Origin of the sequence: Leclercia adecarboxylata (genome assembly GCF_006874705.1) — a bacterium.
Lineage (GTDB): Bacteria > Pseudomonadota > Gammaproteobacteria > Enterobacterales > Enterobacteriaceae > Enterobacter > Enterobacter adecarboxylatus_C.
This window is the reverse complement of sequence record NZ_CP035382.1, coordinates 979,306-1,003,653: the sequence shown is the minus strand read 5'-3', so window position 1 is coordinate 1,003,653 and position 24,348 is coordinate 979,306. Positions and strand designations below refer to the sequence as shown.

At 55.4% G+C, this 24,348-nt stretch carries 24 protein-coding genes; 11 read left to right on the top strand and 13 right to left on the bottom strand.

The window, feature by feature from the left end:
* Positions 1-7: 7 nt before the first annotated feature.
* Together ES815_RS05665 and ES815_RS05660 are read left to right on the top strand one after the other, a co-directional pair.
* Positions 8-280, top strand: a complete 273-nt coding sequence (locus ES815_RS05665; RefSeq protein WP_142486998.1) for a GNAT family N-acetyltransferase — start codon at positions 8-10, stop codon at positions 278-280.
* The gene (locus ES815_RS05660) at positions 261-827 is read left to right on the top strand and encodes a GNAT family N-acetyltransferase (RefSeq protein ID WP_142486997.1); all 567 of its coding nucleotides are present in this window, start codon (positions 261-263) and stop codon (positions 825-827) included. Before ES815_RS05665 ends, ES815_RS05660 begins: the two co-directional genes overlap by 20 nt.
* On the opposite strand, the gene ES815_RS05655 is transcribed toward ES815_RS05660, so the two are convergent.
* Both ES815_RS05655 and ES815_RS05650 read right to left on the bottom strand, forming a co-directional pair.
* Positions 817-2,046 carry an amino acid permease gene (locus tag ES815_RS05655; protein ID WP_142486996.1) on the bottom strand — a complete coding sequence of 410 codons (1,230 nt, stop codon included), beginning with the start codon at positions 2,044-2,046 and terminating at the stop codon, positions 817-819. The two genes, ES815_RS05660 and ES815_RS05655, sit on opposite strands and share 11 nt — an antisense overlap.
* Positions 2,047-2,164: 118 nt before the next feature.
* On the bottom strand, positions 2,165-2,626 hold the full coding sequence (locus tag ES815_RS05650; RefSeq protein ID WP_142490019.1) for a multidrug/biocide efflux PACE transporter: 462 nt from the start codon (positions 2,624-2,626) through the stop codon (positions 2,165-2,167).
* Between the two features lie 106 nt (positions 2,627-2,732).
* On the opposite strand from ES815_RS05650, the gene ES815_RS05645 reads away from it, so the two are divergent.
* Together ES815_RS05645 and ES815_RS05640 are read left to right on the top strand one after the other, a co-directional pair.
* Positions 2,733-3,608 carry a LysR family transcriptional regulator gene (locus ES815_RS05645; protein WP_142486995.1) on the top strand — a complete coding sequence of 292 codons (876 nt, stop codon included), beginning with the start codon at positions 2,733-2,735 and terminating at the stop codon, positions 3,606-3,608.
* An 80-nt stretch (positions 3,609-3,688) separates the two neighbouring features.
* Complete coding sequence (locus ES815_RS05640) at positions 3,689-4,216, top strand: cupin domain-containing protein (protein ID WP_142486994.1); 528 nt, start codon at positions 3,689-3,691, stop codon at positions 4,214-4,216.
* Positions 4,217-4,230: 14 nt separating this feature from the next.
* Here ES815_RS05640 and ES815_RS05635 read toward each other — a convergent pair whose 3' ends face one another.
* Positions 4,231-5,007 carry an ABC transporter substrate-binding protein gene (locus tag ES815_RS05635; RefSeq protein WP_142486993.1) on the bottom strand — a complete coding sequence of 259 codons (777 nt, stop codon included), beginning with the start codon at positions 5,005-5,007 and terminating at the stop codon, positions 4,231-4,233.
* A 14-nt stretch (positions 5,008-5,021) separates the two neighbouring features.
* Complete coding sequence (locus ES815_RS05630) at positions 5,022-6,200, bottom strand: M20 aminoacylase family protein (RefSeq protein ID WP_142486992.1); 1,179 nt, start codon at positions 6,198-6,200, stop codon at positions 5,022-5,024.
* 247 nt (positions 6,201-6,447) lie between these two features.
* On the opposite strand from ES815_RS05630, the gene ES815_RS05625 reads away from it, so the two are divergent.
* Together ES815_RS05625 and ES815_RS05615 are read left to right on the top strand one after the other, a co-directional pair.
* Entirely contained in the window at positions 6,448-7,626 is a 1,179-nt protein-coding gene (locus ES815_RS05625; protein WP_142486991.1) for an acetyl-CoA C-acetyltransferase, read from the top strand.
* A gap of 328 nt (positions 7,627-7,954) precedes the next feature.
* Entirely contained in the window at positions 7,955-8,638 is a 684-nt protein-coding gene (locus ES815_RS05615) for a porin (RefSeq protein WP_142486989.1), read from the top strand.
* Between the two features lie 144 nt (positions 8,639-8,782).
* Here the strand turns inward: ES815_RS05615 and ES815_RS05610 are convergent, their stop codons facing one another.
* Complete coding sequence (locus ES815_RS05610; RefSeq protein WP_142486988.1) at positions 8,783-9,958, bottom strand: oligogalacturonate lyase family protein; 1,176 nt, start codon at positions 9,956-9,958, stop codon at positions 8,783-8,785.
* Between the two features lie 455 nt (positions 9,959-10,413).
* On the opposite strand from ES815_RS05610, the gene kduI reads away from it, so the two are divergent.
* The 3 genes from kduI to ES815_RS05595 all read left to right on the top strand — a co-directional run bounded on the left by kduI (position 10,414) and on the right by ES815_RS05595 (position 13,803).
* Positions 10,414-11,250 carry a 5-dehydro-4-deoxy-D-glucuronate isomerase gene (kduI, locus tag ES815_RS05605; RefSeq protein WP_142486987.1) on the top strand — a complete coding sequence of 279 codons (837 nt, stop codon included), beginning with the start codon at positions 10,414-10,416 and terminating at the stop codon, positions 11,248-11,250.
* A gap of 62 nt (positions 11,251-11,312) precedes the next feature.
* The gene (gene kduD, locus ES815_RS05600; RefSeq protein WP_032613810.1) at positions 11,313-12,074 is read left to right on the top strand and encodes a 2-dehydro-3-deoxy-D-gluconate 5-dehydrogenase KduD; all 762 of its coding nucleotides are present in this window, start codon (positions 11,313-11,315) and stop codon (positions 12,072-12,074) included.
* Between the two features lie 313 nt (positions 12,075-12,387).
* On the top strand, positions 12,388-13,803 hold the full coding sequence (locus ES815_RS05595) for a sugar porter family MFS transporter (RefSeq protein WP_142486986.1): 1,416 nt from the start codon (positions 12,388-12,390) through the stop codon (positions 13,801-13,803).
* Between the two features lie 80 nt (positions 13,804-13,883).
* Here ES815_RS05595 and ES815_RS05590 read toward each other — a convergent pair whose 3' ends face one another.
* The 6 genes from ES815_RS05590 to ES815_RS05565 all read right to left on the bottom strand — a co-directional run bounded on the left by ES815_RS05590 (position 13,884) and on the right by ES815_RS05565 (position 20,080).
* Positions 13,884-15,011 (bottom strand): oligogalacturonate lyase family protein, encoded by a 1,128-nt coding sequence (locus ES815_RS05590; RefSeq protein WP_142486985.1) that lies wholly within the window; start codon positions 15,009-15,011, stop codon positions 13,884-13,886.
* Positions 15,012-15,077: 66 nt separating this feature from the next.
* Positions 15,078-16,367 carry an ABC transporter substrate-binding protein gene (locus ES815_RS05585; RefSeq protein WP_142486984.1) on the bottom strand — a complete coding sequence of 430 codons (1,290 nt, stop codon included), beginning with the start codon at positions 16,365-16,367 and terminating at the stop codon, positions 15,078-15,080.
* Between the two features lie 13 nt (positions 16,368-16,380).
* Positions 16,381-17,508 (bottom strand): ABC transporter ATP-binding protein, encoded by a 1,128-nt coding sequence (locus ES815_RS05580; RefSeq protein WP_142486983.1) that lies wholly within the window; start codon positions 17,506-17,508, stop codon positions 16,381-16,383.
* A gap of 12 nt (positions 17,509-17,520) precedes the next feature.
* On the bottom strand, positions 17,521-18,423 hold the full coding sequence (locus tag ES815_RS05575; protein WP_032613800.1) for a carbohydrate ABC transporter permease: 903 nt from the start codon (positions 18,421-18,423) through the stop codon (positions 17,521-17,523).
* On the bottom strand, positions 18,416-19,306 hold the full coding sequence (locus tag ES815_RS05570; protein ID WP_032613798.1) for a carbohydrate ABC transporter permease: 891 nt from the start codon (positions 19,304-19,306) through the stop codon (positions 18,416-18,418). Before ES815_RS05570 ends, ES815_RS05575 begins: the two co-directional genes overlap by 8 nt.
* Positions 19,307-19,756: 450 nt before the next feature.
* Positions 19,757-20,080 carry a cupin domain-containing protein gene (locus ES815_RS05565; protein WP_142486982.1) on the bottom strand — a complete coding sequence of 108 codons (324 nt, stop codon included), beginning with the start codon at positions 20,078-20,080 and terminating at the stop codon, positions 19,757-19,759.
* Between the two features lie 137 nt (positions 20,081-20,217).
* Between ES815_RS05565 and ES815_RS05560 the strand changes: the two genes are divergently transcribed.
* Positions 20,218-20,910 carry an aspartate/glutamate racemase gene (locus ES815_RS05560; protein ID WP_142486981.1) on the top strand — a complete coding sequence of 231 codons (693 nt, stop codon included), beginning with the start codon at positions 20,218-20,220 and terminating at the stop codon, positions 20,908-20,910.
* On the opposite strand, the gene ES815_RS05555 is transcribed toward ES815_RS05560, so the two are convergent.
* Positions 20,897-21,835, bottom strand: a complete 939-nt coding sequence (locus ES815_RS05555) for a LysR family transcriptional regulator (RefSeq protein WP_142486980.1) — start codon at positions 21,833-21,835, stop codon at positions 20,897-20,899. The two genes, ES815_RS05560 and ES815_RS05555, sit on opposite strands and share 14 nt — an antisense overlap.
* A gap of 121 nt (positions 21,836-21,956) precedes the next feature.
* Here ES815_RS05555 and lysA point away from each other — a divergent pair, with 121 nt between their 5' ends.
* Complete coding sequence (gene lysA / locus ES815_RS05550; protein ID WP_142486979.1) at positions 21,957-23,219, top strand: diaminopimelate decarboxylase; 1,263 nt, start codon at positions 21,957-21,959, stop codon at positions 23,217-23,219.
* Here the strand turns inward: lysA and ES815_RS05545 are convergent.
* Positions 23,189-24,226, bottom strand: coding sequence for a LacI family DNA-binding transcriptional regulator (locus ES815_RS05545; RefSeq protein ID WP_142486978.1), 1,038 nt, complete (start codon positions 24,224-24,226; stop codon positions 23,189-23,191). The two genes, lysA and ES815_RS05545, sit on opposite strands and share 31 nt — an antisense overlap.
* Positions 24,227-24,348 lie beyond the last annotated feature (122 nt).

The following is a 24,348-nucleotide window of genomic DNA, read 5'->3' as shown; positions in this document are numbered from 1 at the left end:
AGAACCCATGGAAATTCAGGAAGGCCATAACAAGTTTTATGTGAATGATGCCGATGGCAACCAGGTCGCGGAAATTGTCTTTGTTCCCACCGGCGAACACCTCAGCATTATTGAGCATACCGATGTCGATCCCAGCCTGAAAGGGCAGGGCGTGGGCAAACAGCTGGTGGCGAAGGTGGTAGAAAAGATGCGCGCAGAGAACCGCAAAATCATCCCTCTGTGCCCGTTTGCGAAACACGAATTTGATAACACCCGCGAGTATGACGATATCCGCGCCTGAAACCGCACGGGTACGGCTCCGGCAATGGCGACCAGAGGATCTGGCGCCATTTGCCGCGCTGAACAGTGACCCGGAGGTGATGGGCTGCTTCCCCGCGCTCCTGAGCCGGGAAGAGAGCGATGCGCTGGCAGAGCGCTTTCACGCGCTCATTGACCTCAACGGCTGGGGATTCTGGGCGGTGGAGGAGAAGGCCAGCGGGACCTTTCTCGGCATGGTCGGCCTGCATCATCAGCCTGACCGTTTTTCATTTTCACCCTGCACTGAAATTGGCTGGCGACTGGCAAAACCGTTCTGGCACAAGGGGTTTGCCTGTGAAGCCGCAACGGCCTGCCTGGCGTATGCCTTTGAGGTGCTGGAGCTGGACGAGGTGGTCTCTTTTACCTCCATCCACAACGTCTCTTCTGAGTCGTTAATGCAACGCCTGGGAATGATTAAACAGGGGCACTTTCTGCACCCGTCGCTGCCGGCCGATCACCGGCTTGCCACTCACGTGCTGTATGGCCTTTCCCGGCAGCGTTATCACACTCATCCCCGCTTTAAGCAATAAACATTACCGACACGCATAACACCCCGACAATCAGCGTCAGCACATTGCCGACGGAGCGGTAAGGCTTCAGGGCCGGGATCAGGAAGGTCGACAGGGTCGGCATGATAAACAGGATCATGGCGATAAGCGGCCCGCTGATGGCGTAGATCATCGAGATGGCATTGGGATTAATGCAGCACACCGCAAAAGTGATCAGAGAGACCCCCATCACCGACACGGCCCGATTAAAGGCCCGGCTTTTCTTCACCCCAACCTGATTTAATCCTGATTTCACTATCTCCGTTGCCCCCTCAATCACGCCAAAATAGGTGCCGAGAAACGACTTCGACATCGCGATGATGGCGACAACAATTCCGGAAATCCCAAGCCAGGAAGGGGAGGAGGGCATCATCGAGAGCGCGGAGAGAATAGTGACTCCTTCCTCTTTGGCGGCGACGATATAGGACGGCGGGATCGACAGCAGGCAGCTGAAGACAAAGAACAGCACGCTCAGGCAGATGATCAGGTACGCCACCTTCATGATGCGGGTGCATTTGCCCATCGCGGCGTCGCCATATTTCTCCTGCCGGTCGACGGCAAAGGTCGAAATAATCGGGGTATGGCTGAAGGCGAACACCATCACCGGAATAGAGATCCACACCTGGTGCAGGGTGTGCTTATCCACCGTCATCTGGCTGGTGAGCAGCGAGGGCTGCCAGCTGTGGGTGAGGTACAGCGACACCAGCAGGAAGTAAGCAATCAGCGGAAAGACCAGAAAGCCCATCACCCGGATGGTGACATGACGCCCCATCAAAAAGATCAGATTCAACGCCAGCACGACGCCCAGACTGACCAGCACCCGCACGGTGGTGTCCACCGTTATATGCTTCGCCAGCTGTTCGGTCAGCGAGTTGGTGATCGCCACGGCGTAGATCTGCACCACCACAAAAAAGGCGACAAAGTAGAGCGTGGTGATTAGATTGCCGATCTTTTTACCGTAGTAGTGGGTGACCGCGCCGGTGATCCCTTCGCTGCCTTTTGTTTTTGCCGAGAGGATGAACTGGCATAGCGCTTTGTGGGGCCAGTAGGTGAATGGATATGCCACAAGGGCGGTGATAAACAGGACGACAGCGCCCGCAGATCCCAGCTGGATGGGCAGAAACAGGGTTCCTGCGCCCACGGCCGTGCCGTACAGGGCAAAGCTCCAGAGGGTCTCTTCTTTAGACCATATTTTCGACATGAGAGAAAAGTATCAACTATAAAACCAACAAAAAGGAGACTATTTTACCATAATCATCAGTTGGCGTGGTGGCTGACGCGGGTTTAAGCAGGCCGGAAAGCATTTCCGGCCGGAGGGATTACCAGGTGGCAGGCTGTCGCTGCTGGCGTCGCTTCATGAGGCGATCGCGCAGGGTGTCGTACGCCCAGTTATAGACCATGGTGTACGGCAGGAAGAAAATAAAGAAGCCAATCTCTAAGGTAAACGCCTGCAACAGGCTTACGCCCAGCACCAGCGACACAATGCCGACGCCGATAAAAATAAACCCGACCTCAAAGCCGAGGGCGTGGAGGGCGCGAACTTTGGCGGTGCGGGTAACGATATGCCGCGGCCACAGTCTGTCAAAACCGGCGTTATAGATGATATTCCAGATCATCGCCGTGGTGGCGAGCAGAATAGTCAATCCGCCCATCTCCAGCACCGGACGCTGCATCAGCCAGGCGGTGGTCGGGGCGAGGATCGCCGTGGCGATGCCCTCGAAACAGACGGCGTGGAAGATACGCTCCGGCAGTTTTCGGTGTTGAATATCGTCGTGCTGCATAACCTGATACCTCATTAACCTGCCAGGATGGGCAGAATCAGGTCGCTATTTTTATCGTTAAAACTGATATATAAAAGTTGGATTCCATCGATAAAGTAGATACATCATGCGCTACTCCCCCGAAGCCTTAACGGCGTTTGTCGAGACGGTTGCCGCCGGCTCGTTCTCCGCTGCCGCCCGCCGCCTGCGCAAAAGTCAGTCCACCATCAGCACCGCCATCGCCCATCTGGAAGATGATCTCGGCTTCGCGCTGTTCGATCGCAGCGCCCGTCAGCCGGTGCTCACCGCCCAGGGTAAACAGGTGCTGGGCTACGTTCAGTCGATCCTCGCCGCCAGCGCGCGGCTTGACGAGCTGGCGGTCTCCCTCAGTGAAGAGACCGAAGCGCGGCTGGCCTTTGTGCTCTCCGACACCCTGCACCCGGACGTGCTGGAGGAGATGCTGTTTCGTTTTGACGAGCGTTTTCCCCATACCGAATTCGAATGCCTCATCGGTGAAGAAGAAGATGTCATCGACCTGCTGCAAAAAGGGCGGGCGCACATCGGCCTCACGGAGGCGCGGGAGAGTTATCCCACCGACATTGCCGCCGTTCGCCTGCCGATGCAGACCCACATGGCGATCTATACCTCCGCCACGCATCCCCTCGCCGCGCAAAAGCGCACTGAAGCTGATGAACTGCACGGCTGGCGGGAGCTGCGCCTGAACACCTATCTGGAGCGCGAACCGGTGCTGGCCCAGGGGCCGGTGTGGTCTGCGCCCAACTACCTGATGTTGCTCAGCATGGCGGTGCAGGGCTTCGGCTGGTGCGCGCTGCCCTGTGCGCTGGTGGCAGAGTTTTCCCCTGCGAAAGCCCTGGTGCAGCTCAACGTGCCGGGCTGGCCGCGTTCGGTAGCGATCGATCTGGTGTGGAATAAGCGCTCTCCGCCGGGGACGGCGGGAAACTGGCTGCGGCACTGGCTTCAGCACCAGGCGGATCCTGTGTGATGAATACGACATTCCCCTGATCGGTACCGAAATCTAAAAGGACTACACTTGATGGGGTGAATTAACCGTCGAGAAGAGACATGGCCGCTAAAAATACCATTACGCCCAGGGTACTGATGCTCTCAGCCAGAGACTGGGTGCCTAATAATCCTCATCTGCCGGTGCTGATCTATAAAGGGGCAATATCGGAAGGCGATTTTGCCAGCCAGTTTGAACAACGGTTTGCCGACAACGGATGGCCGCCCCAGTGGCGCGATGGGATTTTCGACTATCACCATTACCACTCGACTGCTCATGAAGTGTTGGGTGTTGCCCGGGGAACGGCGCGCCTGGTGATTGGCGGTCCTGGGGGTGAAGAGATGGAGGTCGAAGCCGGGGACGCACTTTTATTGCCTGCGGGAACCGGGCACTGCCGCTTATCTGCAACGCTCGATTTTCAGGTAGTAGGGGCGTATCCGCCGGGGATGGAGTTCGATCTGTGTAAGCAGGCGGCAACGCCGGCAATCCTGGCGCGTATCGTGGCGCTGCCGTTTCCTGAGTCGGATCCAATTAATGGCAACGAGCCTGCCTTAACCCAGTACTGGAAATCTCCGCCCTTCAGTGGCTGAAGGGCGGTACACCATTACTTGCCGGTGTAAATATCGAAGCTGAAGTATTGTGAGGCGAGCTTTTTGTAGGTCCCGTCCGCCAGGATCGCCGCGATAGCGCCGTTCAGCTCCTGGCGCAGCTGGTCATCCTCTTTGCGCAGTCCAATGGCCGCCCCGGCGCCAAACAGGGCATCGTCCTGCAGCGCATTGCCGACAAAAGCAAACTCTTTACCCTGCGGCTTATTGAGGAAGCTGTATTCCGCCATCACCCCGGAGAGCACGGCGCCATCAATACGCCCGGACTCGAGGTCGCGGATCACCTGATCGGCACCCTGGTAGGCCACCACGTTAACGCCCTTGCCGCGCCACTGCTCATTGGCATAAGTTTCCTGGGCGGAACCCTGCTCAACGCCAATGGTTTTCCCCTTCAGCTGATCCACGCTGTTGCTGGCGAGGCTGTTTTTACGTGCCACCAGGAAAGCCGGGCCGCTGTAGATCTTGTCGCTGAAGGCAATCTGCTCTTTACGCTTGTCGGTGATGTACATCCCGGAGAGGATGGCATCAAATTTACGCGCCTTCAGGGACGGAATGATGCCGTCGAAGTTGCTTTCAACCCAGACGCATTTCGCCTGCAGTTGCTTACAGATGGCATTGCCCAGATCGATATCAAAACCGACCACCTCGCCCTGCGGATTTTTCGATTCAAAGGGGGCAAAGGTCGGATCCACGCCAAAACGCAGCTCTTTGGTCTCTGCTGCCAGGGCAGACGACGTTGCCAGCAGTGCCACCAGCGGTAAAAGGTATTTTTTCATTATCTGTCCCTGTCTTAACGGCAATAGTTTTCAACCAAACGGGCAAAGAAGGAGGCTCCGGTGGTAATGATCTCATCATTAAAGTCGTAGCCTGGGTTATGCACCATGCAGCCGCCTTTTTCCCCTTTCTCGCCGTTGCCAAGCAGGAAATAGCTGCCCGGACGTTGCTGGAGCATAAAAGCGAAATCTTCACTGCCGTTGGACGGGGAGACGCTCTCGAGTACCGCATCCTCGCCAAAGAATTCGACGGCCAACTGGCGGGCGAAGGCGGTCTGTTCCGCATCGTTCACCAGCACCGGGTAGGAGTCATAGATCTCCACTTCGCTGGTGGCGCCGTAGCTGCGGGCGGTGAAGTCGGTGAGCTCCTGAATCCGGCGGATCAGCAGGTCGCGGATCTCCGGCTTCATCGAACGCACCGTCAGCTCCATCACCGCACTGTCCGGGATCACGTTAGAGGCAATGCCCGCCTGGAAGGTGCCGACGGTCACCACCGCGGTTTCACCCGGCGGCACGTTACGCGCCACAATGCTCTGCAGGGACATGATCAGGGCGGCCCCGGTCACAATCGGATCCACGGTGCGTTCCGGGTGCGCACCGTGACCGCCGTACCCTTGTAGGGTAATTTTCACGGTGTCGGCGGAGGCCATAAAGTTGCCTTCATAGAAACCAAACTTACCGGTCGGCAGATAAGGCATATTGTGCAGGGCGAAAATACGGTCGCAGGGGAAGCGGTCAAACAGCCCGTCTTTAATCATTAAATCCGCGCCGCCAATCGCCTCTTCGGCAGGCTGGAAAATAAGGTGCACGGTGCCGTTAAACTGGCAGGCATCCGAGGCAATGTATTTCGCCGCGGCCAGTAAAATCGCGGTGTGGCCGTCGTGGCCGCAGGCGTGCATTTTGCCCGGTACGGTACTGGCCCACGGCAAATCGGTGGCTTCTAAGATCGGTAAGGCATCCATATCGGCGCGCAGGCCGATGGATTTGCTGCCCTGGCCTTTGCTGAGCGAGCCGACCACGCCGGTCTTTCCGATCTCCCGCGTCACCTGATAGCCCCAGCCTTCCAGCTGGCGAGCCACCAGATTGCTGGTATTAAACTCTTCGAGACTTAATTCGGGATTGGCATGTAAATGACGGCGGATGGCGATGATTTCTTCTTCTGATTCTTTTATTTCTGGAATGATACAGTCGGACATTTGTTACTCCAGTGTAAACGCGTGTTTGCCACTCCTAACTTATCGTCGTGCCGTCATAATGCAAATGCGTTCTCTTATAATTAGCGCGGAAATTATAAGTTGTGTGAATACATGCAGGGCTTTACATCCGGGCCTGCAAAATGAGTGCGCGATCCTTTGTGATAAAACTCACTTTTTTTAAACAATTACATCATTAGTTGATAACAATACTCTACTATGTGCGGTGTCATTTTGCGCAGAGGTTGAGATGAAAGACGTCGTGATAGTGGGTGCGTTGCGCACAGCAATTGGCTGTTTCCAGGGAGCGCTCTCACGCCACTCGGCGGTAGATCTGGGCAGCGTGGTGGTCCGCGCGCTGGTGGAGCGCAGTGGCATTGAGGCCCACGAGATCGACGAGGTGATCCTCGGGCAGGTGCTGACCGCAGGGGCCGGGCAAAACCCTGCCCGTCAGGCCGCGCTGAAAGGGGGATTACCCAACACCGTCTCTGCCATTACCATCAACGACGTCTGTGGCTCCGGGCTTAAGGCGCTGCACCTGGCAACCCAGGCGATCCAGTGCGGTGAAGCCGACGTGGTGATCGCCGGTGGTCAGGAGAACATGAGCCGCGCGCCGCACGTTCTGACCGACAGCCGCACGGGCGCTCAGCTGGGGAACAGCCAGCTTATCGACAGCCTGGTGCACGACGGGCTGTGGGATGCCTTCAACGATTACCATATGGGCGTTACGGCGGAAAACCTGGCGCGGGAATATGGTATCTCCCGTGAACGACAGGACGCCTACGCCCTCAGCTCTCAACATAAGGCCCGGGCCGCCATTGACGCAGGCCGTTTCCGGGATGAGATTGTCCCGGTCAACGCGCAGAAGCAGAACGGTGAATATCTGCTGGTGGATACCGATGAACAGCCGCGTACCGATGCCAGCGCAGAAGGGCTGGCGTTGCTCAATCCTGCCTTTGAACTCACCGGTTCGGTCACCGCCGGGAATGCCTCCTCTATCAACGACGGTGCCGCCGCCGTGATGATGATGAGCGAGAGCAAAGCCGAAGCGCTGAATCTGCCGGTGCTGGCGCGCATTAAAGCCTTTGCCAGCGTCGGCGTGGATCCCGCCTTAATGGGAATCGCCCCGGTGCATGCGACGCGCCGCTGCCTGGAGCGGGCAGGGTGGCAGCTGGCGGATGTCGATCTGATCGAAGTCAATGAAGCCTTTGCTGCCCAGGCGCTTTCGGTAGGGAAAATGCTGGAGTGGGATGAGCGCCGGGTCAATGTCAACGGCGGGGCGATAGCGCTGGGCCACCCCATTGGCGCGTCTGGCTGCCGTATTCTGGTCTCGCTGGTGCATGAGATGGTGAAACGTGATGCCCGCAAAGGGCTGGCGACGTTGTGCATTGGCGGCGGGCAGGGTGTGGCACTCGCCATAGAACGCTAATTCGCTTTGATATATATCAACCTAAATAAGCCTCCCGTCACGGAGGCTTATTCGTTTGTGAGCTCCATCATATTTTTACCCTTGTAAGTAGATTCTCAAACTTCCTCGAAATATTTACCGCATTCGCTGAGTCGCTAATAAAAATTTAGTGTGATCCCGAACCGTTAAATTCCGCTTAAAACCCCTCTTTTGTTGATATTGCTCACGCCTGGCTTTGCCAAAAAAAATGAAACAAATAATTACGATCATGATCACTAAAATTACGTATTTAAAAAAATAAAATGCAATTCCATAAAAACGAAACATCATTTTAAACGAGGGTTTGTCCATGTTTAAGAAATCTCTGGTCCTTGCTTCACTTATTGGCGCTTCTTTCGCAGCTCAGGCTGTCACCGTGGATCTGCGTCACGAATACATTGATACTGGTACCAACGCAGACCGCGTGGCAGTTTCACACCGTTTCGAAAATGGTTTTGGTTTTTCAGTAGAAGCGAAATGGAAATCCGGCGGCGATAAAGCTGACCAGCCGTTTTCCGATGTGGTAGGTAATGGTCACGAAGACCAGATTAGCTGGCGCTGGAAAGCAACCCCGAATATTGCGTTAACACCAGGCTTTACCGTTGAAAGTAAAGACAGTTTCACCATTTATAAACCGTATCTGCATGCGCAATATAGCTTCGATAATGGCTTCTACGTTGCCGCACGTTACCGTTATGACTACACCCGTTATCCGTCAAGCTCGAATAAAGACGACGATAAAGTTAACCGTGGCGATGCGTGGGTTGGCTGGGTGATGGGCGACTGGCGTACCGAGCTCAATTACGTATACGCGAAAAGCTCCGAAGGCACTATCCGTAATAACAACAAAGATTACTCCCAGGAATATAACGTCAAGCTGGCGTACAAAATTGATAAAAACTGGGCCCCATATGGTGAAGTGGGTAACGTCGGTGTGAAAGAGACCGATGAGCGTCAGACCCGTCTCCGTGTCGGTGTCGCATATTCGTTCTAATAACAAGCAGTACCTCCGGGATTAACCGGCTCGAACGAGCCGGTTTTTTTATGCCTGCAATTTATGACTTCACCGATCGACAGATAAAAAAAAGCCCTCCATAAAGAAGGGCAAGGCCAGTTACAGGAACACAAACACAAACTTTTATTCACGCAACAGTTCAGGTTGCTCAGGAAGCTTCGCAATATAGAGAGCAGGTTTGCCGTCTTTATCGGAACTAAACAGGACCGCTTTATCATCCGGGGTAAAGGATGGATGCGGATGGGTCACCTGGCGGCTGTTAGCCACGGTTGCCCAGGAGGTATCGTGACGCGCGACGCGGAAGTAAGCTTTTTTCGCCACGTCAAACGCATACAGGTAAGGATCGTTATCGATGGTATAGCCGCTGGTGTCTTTCACATCAACCGGCGTGCCGGAACCATCACCCACCAGCAGCGTGCCGTCAAAGTTACTCATCAGGTGCGAACAGGCCGGCATCTGCATCACTGCGCTGTTCTCGCCGGTATCCGGATTGAAGCTATACACCGTACGGCCTTGTTGGCCTTTCAGGTAAGAGACATACACCAGCGCCGAGCCGTTCGGTACCCAGAACTCGTGGGTGCAGCTTTCGCCTTCAGCATGCTCTTTAACCTTACGCACGTTGCTGCCGTCTTCGTTAACCAGCCACATGCGGGCATCCACCAGATCGTGCGGGCCTTCATGGCAGAACGCGACGGTGTTGTCATCAAACGGACGGTAGATCGGGTGACCGAGCCAGTTTTTCTCTTCGTGGATCACGCTGCTTTCGCCGGTCTGCAGATCGACGCGCAGCAGGCGGCAGTGCGGCCCTTTATGGAAGAAGTCGTGGAAGATTTTCCAGTCGTTCAGCGGGGTCCAGTCGCTCTTCGCAATTTCGATACCCACCAGTTTGGTACAGTCAGAGTTGGCCACCCAGGTGCCGTAGCCGACCCAGTCGTCGCTCACGCGATACACTTCGCGCTCAACCAGCGTCGTCAGATTGACTTCCAGCAGGGTGCGATCATTCTTAACGTAATAGAGGGATTTATCATCCGGCGACAGGAAGCCGCCAAAGGTGTTGTCGCCCGCGCCTTCGGTTAACTGCACCGCTTCGGCCTTTTTCAGATCCAGCAGATAGTAGTTCCAGTGGCCATCGAATTCACCAGCAAACAGCAGATGACTACCGTCGTTGAAAAAACACTTTTGATAGAAGTAGTTACGATGACAGGTAACTTCAGGGGGGGTCAGGCGGGTGACTTCCACGCCTGTATCCGGATCGCGACTGACCTCATAGTTCAGTTTGACCCGCATGCCTTTTGCCATGATGCACTCCTTGAATTCGACGACAGGGTTTTACCTGCAGTCCGATCGGTAAAATATGAGTTTAAAAACTGGGTGTTAAAATATCAAAACATCGTTTCAGTGTGTGTGACTGGTGGCGCACTTCTGAAGGAAAAGCCCGCGAATTCATCATTCTCTTTACATCTGTTCAGATTTTTATCATCCCGGCGTCAATTTTTTATTCTTTTGTAAGTTATTGTTTAATTTAAAAATTAGAGTGGGAGCTTTAAAAATTAGTTTTAAGAAAGCGATGTCAACTCCCTGACAATCGTGATCGCAACTGCAATTTTGAGATTAACTAACAGAAAAAGTGAAACATCGTTTTAAATGTAATTGAAAACCCATTTCACAGCAGATAATATGTGCTCATCACGAAAACGGAACACCGTTTTGTTAATTATCCTGGCCTTCGGGGCCGATAAATTCTGGAGGTTAATGTGGAAGTCAGACAAAGCATCCACAGCGCGCATGCAAAAACGCTGGATACCCAGGGTCTGCGCGATGAGTTTTTAGTTGAGAAAGTATTTGTCGCTGATCAATACACCATGGTGTACAGCCACATTGACCGCATCATCGTTGGCGGCATCATGCCGGTGGCCAAAACGGTCTCCGTCGGTGGTGAAGTGGGCAAGCAGCTCGGCGTCAGCTTCTTCCTCGAGCGTCGTGAGCTGGGCGTGATTAACATCGGCGGCCCGGGCACCATCACCGTTGACGGTCAGTGCTATGAGATCGGCCATCGCGACGCGCTGTACGTCGGGAAAGGCGCGCAGGAAGTGGTCTTCGCCAGCGTCGATAGCGGCAAACCGGCGAAGTTTTACTACAACTGCGCCCCGGCACACACCACCTATCCGACCAAAAAAGTGACCCCGGCGGAAGTCTCACCGGTCACCCTGGGTGACAACCTCACCAGCAACCGCCGCACCATCAATAAATATTTCGTTCCTGATGTGCTGGAGACCTGCCAGCTCAGCATGGGTCTGACCGAGCTTGAGCCGGGCAACCTGTGGAACACCATGCCGTGCCATACCCACGAGCGCCGCATGGAAGTGTACTTCTACTTCAATATGGAAGAAGACGCCTGTGTATTCCATATGATGGGTCAGCCGCAGGAGACGCGCCATATCGTGATGCATAACGAGCAGGCCGTCATTTCTCCAAGCTGGTCTATTCACTCTGGCGTAGGTACGCGTGCCTATACCTTCATCTGGGGCATGGTGGGTGAAAACCAGGTCTTCGATGATATGGACCACGTAGCCGTTAAGGATCTGCGCTAGTCGCGGGCAGTTAAGCACAAACTTGCCTGTTCGTTCAGGCGCTGAAAGATAAAGGATAAAAAATGATTCTTGATGCATTTTCTCTGCAAGGTAAAGTTGCGGTCGTTACCGGTTGTGATACCGGTCTGGGCCAGGGTATGGCGGTCGGCCTGGCGGAAGCGGGCTGTGACATCGTCGGGATCAACATCGTTGAGCCGCAGGAGACCATCGAGCGTGTGACCGCGCTGGGCCGTCGTTTCCTGAGCCTGACCGCTGATCTGCGCAAAATCGACGCCATTCCTGAGCTGCTGGATCGTGCTGTGGCTGAATTCGGTAAAATCGACATTCTGGTCAACAACGCCGGTCTGATCCGTCGCGAAGACGCGATCAACTTCAGCGAGCAGGACTGGGACGACGTTATGAACCTGAACATCAAGAGCGTGTTCTTCATGTCTCAGGCGGCAGCGAAGCACTTTATCGCGCAGGGCAACGGCGGCAAAATCATCAACATCGCTTCCATGCTCTCCTTCCAGGGTGGCATCCGTGTGCCTTCTTACACCGCCTCCAAAAGCGGCGTAATGGGCGTTACCCGTCTGCTGGCGAACGAATGGGCGCAGCACAACATCAACGTGAACGCCATCGCTCCGGGCTACATGGCTACCAACAACACCCAGCAGCTGCGTGCTGATGAAGAGCGCAGCGCGGCGATCCTTGAGCGTATCCCGGCGGGTCGTTGGGGTCTGCCGAGCGATCTGATGGGGCCGGTTGTGTTCCTGGCTTCCAGCGCGTCTGACTACATCAACGGCTACACCGTCGCGGTTGATGGCGGCTGGCTGGCGCGTTAATTCTCGCCACTGCCGAAAAACCTCTGCCCTGGGCGGAGGTTTTTTTTGCCCTGAATTAGCCATTGTCCATATGAATAAAAGAGGAAAATCCATAAGCATTTTACGAAAATGACAGGTGTCACATATTTATTGTTTATAAATCATGTTTTTAACAAAAAGTGGTGAATATTAACCTCTGTTTTAAAGTGTAATGTCCATCACAGATCGCACCCTACCAGCCGATAAATCCATATTTTCACGTTATACGACCTGACACTTTTTCCGGGTTTCTCGTAATTTCGTTTAACGTCTTACGCTGTTCAGGCAGGAAAATATGACATCTATTAATGACTCTACATTTATGCCCCGTGCCCTTCGTGATACCCGAAGGATGAACCTGTTTGTCTCTGTTTCCGCCGCGGTGGCCGGTCTGCTGTTTGGTCTGGATATCGGCGTTATTGCCGGTGCGCTACCTTTTATCACCGATCACTTTACGCTCAGCAATCGCCTGCAGGAGTGGGTGGTGAGCAGCATGATGCTGGGCGCTGCGGTGGGCGCCTTGTTCAACGGCTGGCTCTCGTTCCGCCTGGGGCGAAAATACAGCCTGATGGTCGGGGCGGTTTTGTTTGTCGCTGGTTCGATTGGCTCTGCGTTCGCCTCAAACGTGGAGGTGCTGCTGCTCTCCCGCGTGCTGCTCGGCGTGGCCGTGGGGATTGCCTCCTACACCGCCCCCCTGTATCTCTCGGAGATGGCGAGCGAAAACGTTCGCGGCAAAATGATCAGCATGTACCAGCTGATGGTGACCCTCGGAATTGTGCTGGCCTTTCTTTCTGATACGTATTTCAGCTACAGCGGCAACTGGCGCGCGATGCTGGGTGTACTGGCATTACCGGCGGTATTGCTGATTGTGCTGGTGATCTTTTTGCCTAACAGTCCACGCTGGCTGGCGCAAAAAGGGCGTCACGTCGAGGCGGAAGAAGTGCTGCGGATGCTGCGCGATACCTCTGAGAAAGCGCGGGAAGAGCTGAACGAGATCCGCGAAAGCCTCAAGCTGAAACAGGGTGGCTGGTCGTTGTTCAAAATAAACCGCAACGTCCGTCGCGCGGTATTTCTCGGCATGCTCCTGCAGGCGATGCAGCAGTTTACCGGCATGAATATCATCATGTATTACGCGCCACGTATTTTCAAAATGGCCGGGTTCACCACTACCGAACAGCAGATGATCGCCACGCTGGTGGTGGGGCTGACCTTTATGTTTGCCACCTTTATTGCGGTGTTTACCGTCGATAAAGCGGGCCGTAAGCCGGCCCTGAAAATTGGTTTTAGCGTGATGGCGCTGGGAACACTGATCCTCGGCTACTGCCTGATGCAGTTTGATAACGGTACGGCGTCCAGCAGCTTATCCTGGCTCTCTGTGGGGATGACGATGATGTGCATCGCGGGATACGCGATGAGCGCCGCGCCGGTGGTGTGGATCCTGTGCTCCGAAATTCAGCCCCTGAAATGCCGCGATTTCGGGATCACCTGTTCCACCACCACTAACTGGGTGTCGAACATGATCATTGGCGCCACCTTCCTGACCCTGCTGGATTCTATCGGCGCGGCAGGGACCTTCTGGCTTTATACGGTGCTGAACGTGGCCTTTATTGGTATCACCTTCTGGCTGATTCCGGAAACCAAAGGTGTCACCCTGGAGCATATTGAGCGCAAGCTGATGTCAGGGGAGAAGTTAAGAAACATCGGCGTGTGAGGGTAATGCCCGGCGGCGCTTTGCTTGCCGGGCCTACAAAACCGTAAGCCGGGTAAGGCGTAGCCGCCACCCGGCTTTTTTCACACCCGGGCGAGATAGAGCGCCGGCATTCCTTCTTCGTCCGAGGTGTACAGCACCCACTTATTGTCCGGTGAAAACGAAGGATGCGGGTGGGTCACCTGGCGATCGCCGTCCAGTACTTTCCAGCTGGTGTTGTGCTGGCAGATGGCGGTTTGCGTGCCTTGTTCAATATCGAATACCCAGATAAAGGGATCGTTGAGGCTGATATCGCCGGTATTGTGCGGCGCGCCGTCACCGACGATCAGCGAGCCATCGTGGTTACTCATCAGGTGAGAGCAGGGCGGGATCGCCATCAGCTGGCGATTCTCCAGCGTTTGCGGATCGGCGCTGAACAGGTAGCGCTGCGGATCGTTCTCCTTGTGCGCCACGTAACAGAGCGCTGAGCCGTCCGGCACCCAGAACTCGTGGGTAAAGCTCTCGCCCGCGGCATGCTGGCGTACCTTGCGCAGATTACTGCCATCTTCGCCGATCAGCCACATCCGGGCATCGATCGCGTCGCGCGGGCCTTCATGACAAAATGCCACGGTGCTGTCGTCGAACGGACGGTAAATCGGATGTCCGAGCCAGCGTTTTTCCTGCAAAATCACCCGCCGTTCACCGGTTTGCAGATCGATGTTGATCAGGCGGCATTCCGGGTTGGTAAAGTAGAACGCGCGGAATTTGCTCCAGTCGGTGAGCGGCTGCCAGTCGCTTTTCTTAATCTCGATGCCCACCAGCTTCGTACAGTCAGAGTTCGCCACCCAGGTGCCGTAGGCCACCCAGTCGTTATCGACCTCATACACCACATACTCTTCAAGACTGTCGAGATCGACGCGCCTGAGTTCGCGGCTATTTTTCACGTACCACAGAGATTTATCGTCCGCGGAGAGGAAACCACCGAAGGTGTTGTCTCCGGCGCCGTCGGTCAGCTGGGTCGCTTTTTGCTGCTCAATGTCCAGCAGGTAGTAGTTCCAGTGGCCCTCAAAGGCGCCGCCAAAGATCAGCTTGCTGCCATCGCGGGTAAAGCATTTCTGATAGAAGTAGTTACGGTGACAGATGATGTGCGGAGGCGTCAGCCGTATCACGTCGTGGCCGGTCTGGCTGTCCTGGCGGGTACGGAAATTCAGGGGGATGATTTTTCCTTTCATAGTATGTTCCTTCAGATAAAAAAATACCCCACCGCATAGCGGTAGGGCATTGATAATCTAAGATAATTAGCGCATTGCGCGTTTCAGGATACGTTCAGCCTGGCGCTGGAAGTCAGCAGCAGTCTCTTCTACCGTTTTCTGACCATAGTCGATGTACTGCAGGGAGGTGCCGAACTGGGCCACGATCTGCGGATCGTCAAAGTATGGCGATACGGAGAGTTTAGCTGGCAGAGACTGCGCCAGGCGCAGACCCGCAACCGCCGGATCGTTCTCTTTGATGGTGCCGTCCTCAGTCAGGTATTTCACCGCCACTTTACTCAACGGTACGCCACGCTCCAGGCCCAGGGTTTCAACGCCTTCTTTGCTGTTCAGCAGGAAGTTGATGACTTTCGCTGCGGCTTCCGGGTTCTTAGTGGATTTCCCGATAGAGAGCATCTGGGCGGGTTTAAAGAACAGACCGGCATCCGTTGCGCCCGGCAGCATTGGATAGCTGCCCAGCTCCAGCTTCGCTGGTGGCTTCAGGTTGTCGGAGTATTTCTTGATGGTGGAGTTCCACATGTAGGTCCCGCCCCATTCACCCTCGATCCACGGCTTCATCTCATACATGTTGCTCTTACCGAAGGACGCGTAGTACTTGGTGTCCGGCATCACGTGGCTGTCGATCAGCTTCTTATAGGTCTGGAAGAACTCAACCCACTGCTCTTTGCTGTAGGAGAATTTCTTCGCCTGCTCGTCGACCGCCGGGATGTTGTACTTCTGGATCATGTAGGAGTTCAGCAGCGCCAGCGTATCCTGGTGCTCCAGCACCACCGGATAGTACTGTTTGCCCAGTTTGCTTTCGAAGGCTTTACCCGCCGCCATCAGCTCATCCCAGGTTTTCGGGTATTCAACGCCCGCTTTTTTCCAGGCTTCATCGTTGAAGTAGAAGACGCGCGCGGTAACGGAGATCGGAATACCGTTCAGCTTGCCGTTCACCGTGGTGGACTGCAGCTCTTTAGGATCGAACTGCGTCAGATCGATAACGTCCTTCATTTTGTTCAGGTCGTAGAAGCCGTCGCCGTTTTTAGAGAAGATCGGCAGCCAGTTCCAGTTGGTCTGCATCACGTCCGGCTCGGTGCCGCCCGCAATCTGCGTGGTCAGACGCGACAGGTGACCATCCCAGCCGGTGTATTCCGCTTTAACGTTAATATCCGGGTTCTGTTTGTGGAACTCTTCCAGAGCTTTCAACGTGACCTGGTGACGGCCATTGCCGCCCCACCAGGACATACGCAGATCGGTGCTGTCCGCAGCAAAAGTGGGTAGGGCACTCATTCCAAAAGTAGCGGAGATAACGGCGCTTAAAAGCACTTTTTTCATTTTTATAACTCCATTAGAGAGAGATGTTCTGTTCAGTTTTCGCGTCAAAGATATGACACTTATTCATGTCGAACTTAAAGTACACCTTACGGTGAAGGCCTTTGTTAATCATCGGCTTAGCTTCATCGGAAGGAATTCGGGCAGTCAGTTCGTACTCGCCAACTTTCAGGTAAACGAAGAATTCATGTCCCATGTTTTCGGCGCGGACCATTTCGCCGCTGCAGCTGCCCTGGGCGAAGGGCTCATCGGAAATTGAGACAAAATCAGGGCGGATACCGTAGAAAATGTCCTGATCAACATGCGCGGCGACTTTCTCTTTCAGCTCCGGACTTAACGGCATGGTCTGGTTGCCGATGGTCAGGGAGAGTTGGCCGTCCTGCTGCACCAGTTTGCTGGCGCGGATGTTCATCTCCGGTGAGCCAATAAAGCCGGCCACGAACATGTTTTTCGGTTTGTGGTACAGGTTGTCCGGGGTATCCACCTGCATGATATGGCCGAGCTTCATCACGCAGATGCGGTCGCCCATGGTCATCGCTTCGGTCTGGTCGTGCGTCACGTAGACGGTGGTCGCCGGTTTGCCGGAGGCCTTCAGCTGCTTGTGCAGATCCGAAATACGGATACGCATCGAGGCACGCAGTTTGGCGTCGAGGTTAGAGAGCGGTTCGTCGAACAGGAACACGTCCGGCTTTTTCACAATCGCACGGCCTACGGCCACACGCTGGGCCTGACCGCCGGAGAGCTGGCGCGGCAGGCGGTCGAGCAGCTCATCCAGCTCGAGGATTTTGGCCGCTTCGTTAACCTGAGCCTCAATCTGCGCTTTTGGCAGCTTGCTCAGCTTCAGGCCAAAGGCCAGGTTTTCACGCACGGTCATATGTGGATAGAGCGCATAGTTCTGGAACACCATCGCAATCCCACGCTCTTTTGGCGCCAGGTTGTTGACGATCTTGTCGCCGATGCGCACTTCGCCGCCGCTGATGGTCTCCAGACCGGCCAGCATACGCAGGGTGGTGGACTTCGCGCAGCCGGACGGGCCGACGATCACCATGAATTCACCTTCAGCGATTTTCAGGTCGATAGCATGTACCGCTTTGAAGCCGTTGGAGTAAACCTTTTCCAGTTTGTTGAAAATAACTTCAGCCATGATATTTCCCTCTTAACCTTTAATTCCGCTGCTGGTTACGCCCTGTACGAAGTAGCGCTGTGCCAGGAAGAAGACAATGATGGATGGCAGAATGGAGATGCTCGCCATTGCCAGAATTTCGTTCCACGGCGCACCTTCGGTGACGTCGATGGACATTTTCAGAGCCAGTGCAATCGGGTATTTGTCCACGCTGTAGACGTAAATCAGCGGCCCGATAAAGTCGTTCATTGACCACATGAACTGGAACAGTGCCACGGAGATGATGGCCGGCTTCAGGATAGGTACCACCACGTACCACAGCACCTGAATGGAGTTACAACCGTCAATCTGCGCCGCCTCTTCCATGTCACGCGGTACGCCGCGCAGGAACTGAATCAGCATGAAGACGAAGAACCCTTGCGTAGCGAAGGCCAGCGGCAGGTACAGTGGCATGTAGCTGTTCAGCATGCCCATTTCACGGAACATCAGGTACTGAGGGATCAGCAGCACGGTGCTTGGCAGCAACATGGTGGTGATCAGCGTTGCGAACCAGAACTTCTTCCACGGGATCTCGAAGCGGGCAAAGCCGTACGCCACGATGGTGGAGGAGATAATGGTCAGGATCACTTTCGGGATCACATACTTGAAGGTGTTCAGCATGTAATGACCGAAGTTGTACTCGGTACCGGTTTTCCAGCCGTTAATGAAGCCGTCCCAGGTAGCGTGTGCCGGCCACAGGCTCAGGGTGGTGAAGATCTCGTGGTTCGGTTTGAACGACGCCGAGAACATCCACACCAGCGGGTAGAGCATCAGCAGGCCAACAAACAGCAGGATCACATAGCGAATGCTGGCGCTAATTTTTTCACGACGCAGCGTCCGCGCCACTTCACGTTCTGCGATGCTTCTCGCCGTGGAGAGTTGTTGAATATCAGCCATTTTTGCCTCCCTTATCGGCGGAGTAGAACACCCAGTATTTCGAAGACTTAAAGGCGATAGCGGCGAAGACAGCGACTACCAGGAACAGGACCCAGGCCAGTGCCGCGCCGTAACCCATGTCAAAGTACTTGAATGCGGTGTCGTAGATGTACAGTGAGAACAGGTAGGTGGAGTAGGTTGGTCCACCGCCGGTAATAACATACGGACCGGTAAATTCCTGGAACGCCTGGGTGGTCTGCATGATGAAGTTAAAGAAGATCACCGGTGTAATCAGCGGCACGGTCACTTTCATGAACATCTGCCACTTGGACGCGCCGTCGATCATCGCCGCTTCATATTGCGACTGCGGGACGTTCTGCAGGGCGGCGAGGAAGATCACCATCGCGGAGCCGAACTGCCATACGCGCAGCAGGGTCACGGACATCAGCGCCAGAGAAGGTTCGCCAAGCCAGTTCACCGCGTCAAAACCAAACACGCCAATAAAGCTGTTAAGCAGGCCATCAATAGCAAACAGGGCGCGCCACAGAACGGCAATGGCCACGGAACTGCCGAGGATCGATGGAATATAGTAAGCGGTACGGAAGAAGCCGATGCCGCGCAGTTTAAAGTTCAGAACAAACGCAATACCCAGCGCAAAGGCCAGTTTCAGTGGGATAGTTAAAAAGACATAGGCAAAGGTCACGCCCATGGATTTCCAGAAGAGGGTGTCTTCCGTAAACATGTAGCGATAGTTCTCTATGCCGTTAAATACCGGCGGGCTCATCAAATCGTACTCAGTAAAACTGAGGAAGAAAGATGAAACAAAGGGGAAGGCGGTGAAAAGTATCAACCCAATTATGTAGGGTGATATCCACGCCAGCCCCAACATCTTGTTTTCATTCATACATACCTACCTGGTAATTAATGGTTTAAAACGGAATCTGTACGGGTGCTGCTGGCCGTTGTTTCAATTTTTTAAAACTTATGAACCACCGTTTTCAATTTGTAAAACGACGTTTTAATTTATTTTATTGTGATTTAAATCCACGTCATTCAATAAATAGTGGAAATGTGATCGCGGTCGAAACAGCGTTTCAATAAGGTGAGATGGATGGCATTTTTATCGACTTGCGCGGAAAGGCGATGAGAAAAAACCAGCTAAACAGAGGACTTTGCTCACATATTCTGGGAATTTTCGTCGGCAGAGACAAACTACTAATATTTGTAGCAAAAATGTAACATGGGAATTAAGGTAGCGAGGATATAGTTAACTTGTTGAATGATTACTTTGCTGAGATAAAGCGAAATGCACTTAAGCAGAAAAAAGGGCGATGCGGTTGCATCGCCCTGTTCATTATTTCAGGAAATCTTCACGAACCGGGGTAAAGGTATCCAGCAGGGTGCCCGGCTTCAGGCAAACGCAGCCGTGCATAATGTGCGGTTGCTTATACAGCGTATCCCCGGCGGTAACGACATGCTTCTCTTCACCGATGGTGAATTCGAATTCACCGGATAACACATAGGTCAGCTGCTCGTGCGGGTGGTTGTGCATCGGGCCTACGGCACCCTGTTCGAAATTGACCTCTACCGCCATCATTTTGCCGTCGTGCGCCAGAATACGGCGGGAGACGCCGTTACCCAGATCTTCAAGTTGAGTTTCTTTGTGGAAAATAAACATGCTCATGTCCTGTTATATAGTGAAACATCGTTTCATTTAATTTATCCCAGTGCCGGGTAAAAGGAAATGTGGAACCAGAGAACTGGAAACTCGATCACAAGTTTGCTTCACTGGGTGAAACCGGAAAGGAGAGCACGATGAAAACGATTGGCCTGTTGGGAGGAATGAGCTGGGAATCCACCATTCCGTATTATCGTCTGATTAACGAGGGGGTGAAACAGCGCCTGGGAGGATTGCACTCGGCCAGCCTGCTGCTGCACAGCGTCGATTTTCATGAGATAGAAGCCTGCCAGTCCAGCGGCGACTGGGAGAAGGCCGGAGAGATCCTCGCTGAGGCAGCGCTGGGATTGCAGGGGGCAGGGGCGGAGGCCATTCTGCTGTGCACCAACACCATGCACAAAGTCGCCGCGCAGATTGAAGCGCGCTGCTCTCTGCCGTTCCTGCATATCGCCGATGCTACCGGGCGGGCCATCACCGCGGCGGGCATGAACCGCGTGGCGCTGCTCGGCACCCGCTACACCATGGAGCAGGATTTCTACCGCGGGCGGCTGACGGCGCAGTATGGCATCGAAAGCCTGATCCCGGACGAGGCAGATCGGGCCCGCATCAATCAGATCATCTTTGAAGAGCTTTGCCTCGGCACCTTTAGCGAGGACTCACGCCAGTATTATCTGAGCGTGATCCAGACGCTCGCCGATCGAGGGGCGCAGGGGGTGATCTTCGGCTGCACCGAGATTGGCCTGCTGATCCCGGCGGATGAAAGCCCGATCCCGGTGTTTGATACCGCCGCGATCCACGCCGCCGATGCGGTGGCGTTTATGCTTTCGTAGCGTGCGAGGTTAACAGCCGCTCCAGCGGATCAATAATGGTATCCAGCCCCTGCTGCAGATGGGCGCTAAAGGTATCCACCAGCGCCGAGGCCGGGCGGTGCAGCGGCCTGATCAGGCTCACCGTAAAGGGCACCGGAATACTGAAGCGGCGGATCGCAATCCCGCTGTCGGCATAGTCCAGCGCCGTCAGCGGGTTCACCACCGAAATCCCCACCCCCGCCCGCACCATGGCGCAGATCGAGGCGGCGCTGTGGGTCTCCACCACCATCCGTCGTTTCACCAGATGCTCGGCAAAGAGCGTGTCCAGCAGCTGCCGGTAACTGTCGGTGCGCGACAGGCTGATGTAGTTCTCGCCCTGAAAATCCGCCGGGGTCAGTACCGCTTTTTCAGCAAGCCGATGTCCGGCAGGCAGGACGCACACCTCATCTAATGAGAGCAGCTCATGGCGGGCGGTACCCGCCGGGGTGGCGAGGGTTTCGGTCAGCCCAAGATCGTGGCGCTGGGCCGAGAGCCACTCCTCCAGCAACGGCGACTCCTGCGGGACGATGGTCAGGTTCACGTCCGGGTAGCGGGCGAGAAACGGCTGCAGCAGGGCGGGCAAAAACGACTGGGAGAAGACCGGCAGGCAGACGATGGACAGCTCGCCCTGGCGAAACTCGCGCAGGCTGTCGGCGGCGCTGACGATGCGGTCCAGCCCGTACCAGGAGCGCTGCACCTCCTCGAACAGCCGCAGCCCCTGCACCGTGGGGTGCAACCGCCCGCGGGTACGCTCGAACAGCGTCAGGCCGATCACCTTCTCGAAGCGAGCCAGCTCGCGGCTCACCGTCGGCTGGGAGGTGTGCAGCAGGCGCGCGGCTTCGGTCAGGTTTCCGGCGGTCATCACCGCGTGGAAAATTTCAATATGGCGTAAATTTACAGCGGGCATGGGAGGCGACCTGGTTGCGCGTAATCCATATCATTTTTGCATAGACTGGCGATAAAACGATATTTTTTATTCTCTTCGCGCTGTGGCGTAATCATAAAAAATCGACTTCCCGGAGAGCACCATGCCACGCCCGCTGAACAACACCGATACCGATCTGAACGCCGACAATTTGCTGCGCCTGCCTGCGGAGTTTGGCTGCCCGGTCTGGGTTTATGACGCGCAGATTATCCGCGACAAAATTGCCGCCCTGCATCAGTTCGACGTGGTGCGTTTTGCCCAGAAAGCCTGCTCCAACATCCATATTCTGCGTCTGATGCGCGAGCAGGGCGTCAAGGTTGACTCCGTATCGCTGGGTGAAATCGAGCGCGCGCTGGCGGCGGGCTACGATCCAAAGATCGACCGCGACGCCATCGTCTTTACCGCCGACCTGATCGACAGCGCCACCCTGGCCCGTGTGCATGAGCTGCAGATCCCGGTCAACGCCGGTTCGGTGGATATGCTGGAGCAGCTGGGACAGGTGTCGCCGGGCCATCGCGTCTGGCTGCGCGTCAACCCGGGCTTTGGTCACGGCCACAGCCAGAAGACCAACACCGGCGGCGAAAACAGCAAACACGGCATCTGGTACAGCGATCTGCCTGCGGCACTGACCGTACTGCAGCGCTATAACCTGAAGCTGGTGGGGATCCATATGCACATTGGCTCCGGCGTGGACTACGGTCACCTTGAGCAGGTGTGCGGCGCGATGGTGCGTCAGGTGATCGAATTCGGTCAGGATCTGGAGGCGATCTCCGCAGGCGGTGGCTTATCTATTCCCTATCGCGAAGGGGAAGAGGCGATCGATACCGATCACTACTATGGCCTGTGGAACGGCGCGCGCGACAAAATTGCCGCTCATCTGGGGCATGCGGTGAAGCTGGAGATCGAGCCGGGGCGTTTCCTGGTGGCGGAATCCGGCGTGCTGGTGTCCCAGGTGCGCAGCGTGAAGGCGATGGGCAGCCGTCACTTCGTGCTGATCGACGCGGGCTTTAACGATCTGATGCGTCCATCCATGTACGGCAGCTATCACCACATTACGGCCCTCGCGGCCGACGGCCGGGATTTAACCCAGGCGCCAGTGGTAGAGACGGTAGTGGCAGGCCCGCTGTGCGAATCCGGGGATGTCTTCACCCAGCAGGAGGGCGGGAAAGTGGAAACCCGCGCGCTGCCGCAGGTTGTGCCCGGGGATTACCTGGTGCTGCACGATACCGGTGCCTACGGCGCGTCCATGTCCTCAAACTACAACAGCCGTCCGCTGCTGCCGGAAGTGCTGTTTGATAAAGGTGAGGCGCGGCTGATCCGCCGTCGTCAGACCATTCAGGAACTGCTCGCCCTCGAACTGTTCTGATCGAACCAGGGTCCCGTCGCTACCGAGTCACGTAACACCAGCGTGCCGGTAAAGGGCGGGATCGCTTCGATCGGCTCGCTTTTCGCCAGCCGGATCGCCTGATCGATGGCGGTGGTGATCATGTTATCGATCGGCAGATAGACGGTAGATAACGCGGGCTCCAGCCACCTGGCGCAGGGCGCGTCATCAAAACCAAATAACGACACATCCTGCGGAATATGCAGCCCGGCCTGGTGCAGTGCCTTCGAGGCCCCCAGCGCCATATCGTCATTACAGGCAAACAGGGCGCTGAAGGGCACCTTGTCGTTCAGTAACTCCTGGCACAGCTCATATCCGCGGGTCATTCCCGAATCGCCATACTTCACCCGGCTCTCATCCCAGGGAATGCCGTGCTTTTCCAGCGCCTTGCGATAGCCGGTCAGACGCGCCTTGCCGGTGGGGGTGTGGATCGGTACCGTCATGCAGGCAATCTCCCGGTGCCCCTGGCTTATCAGGTACTCCACGGCGCTGAAGGCGGCTGCCTGCTGTTCGAAGAACACGCAGCGCTCCCGGGCCTGGCTGACGTCGCGGTTAATCACCACCAGCGGCATCTTGACGCTGTTGATGAGCTTCATGATCGCTTTTTCGCTCATGTAGCGGGTGTAGAGCACGATAGCATCGCACTGGCGATCGGCCAGCATCTGCACCGCTTCCTCTTCCCGCTCCGGGGTATCGTGACCGTCGGTGACAATCAGCTGCTTGCCGTGCGTTTCGGTCTGACGTGAGGCCTGCTGCAGCAGGCGCCCAAAGTAAAAACCGTCAAAGGTCGAAACCACCAGACCAATGCTGTTGCTGGTCCGGTTCGCCAGCGATCGCGCCAGAAAATTGGGGCGGTAGCCCAGCTCTTCCATCGCGTTAAAGACCTGCTGACGGGTACTCTCTTTGACCTGACCTGTGCCGTTCAGTACGCGCGACACCGTGGCTTTCGACACGCCCGCGCGCAGTGAGACATCCAGCATTGTTGCCATTTGCTCTTCCTGCTTCCACGTTATGCACGCAAGTTTATCACAGACGTTCAGCGGCATAAGCCGGGCGGGAGGGGCAAAACCCTCATCAGGATCACGCTTTCTGGCAACGGGTGTGGGGTCAG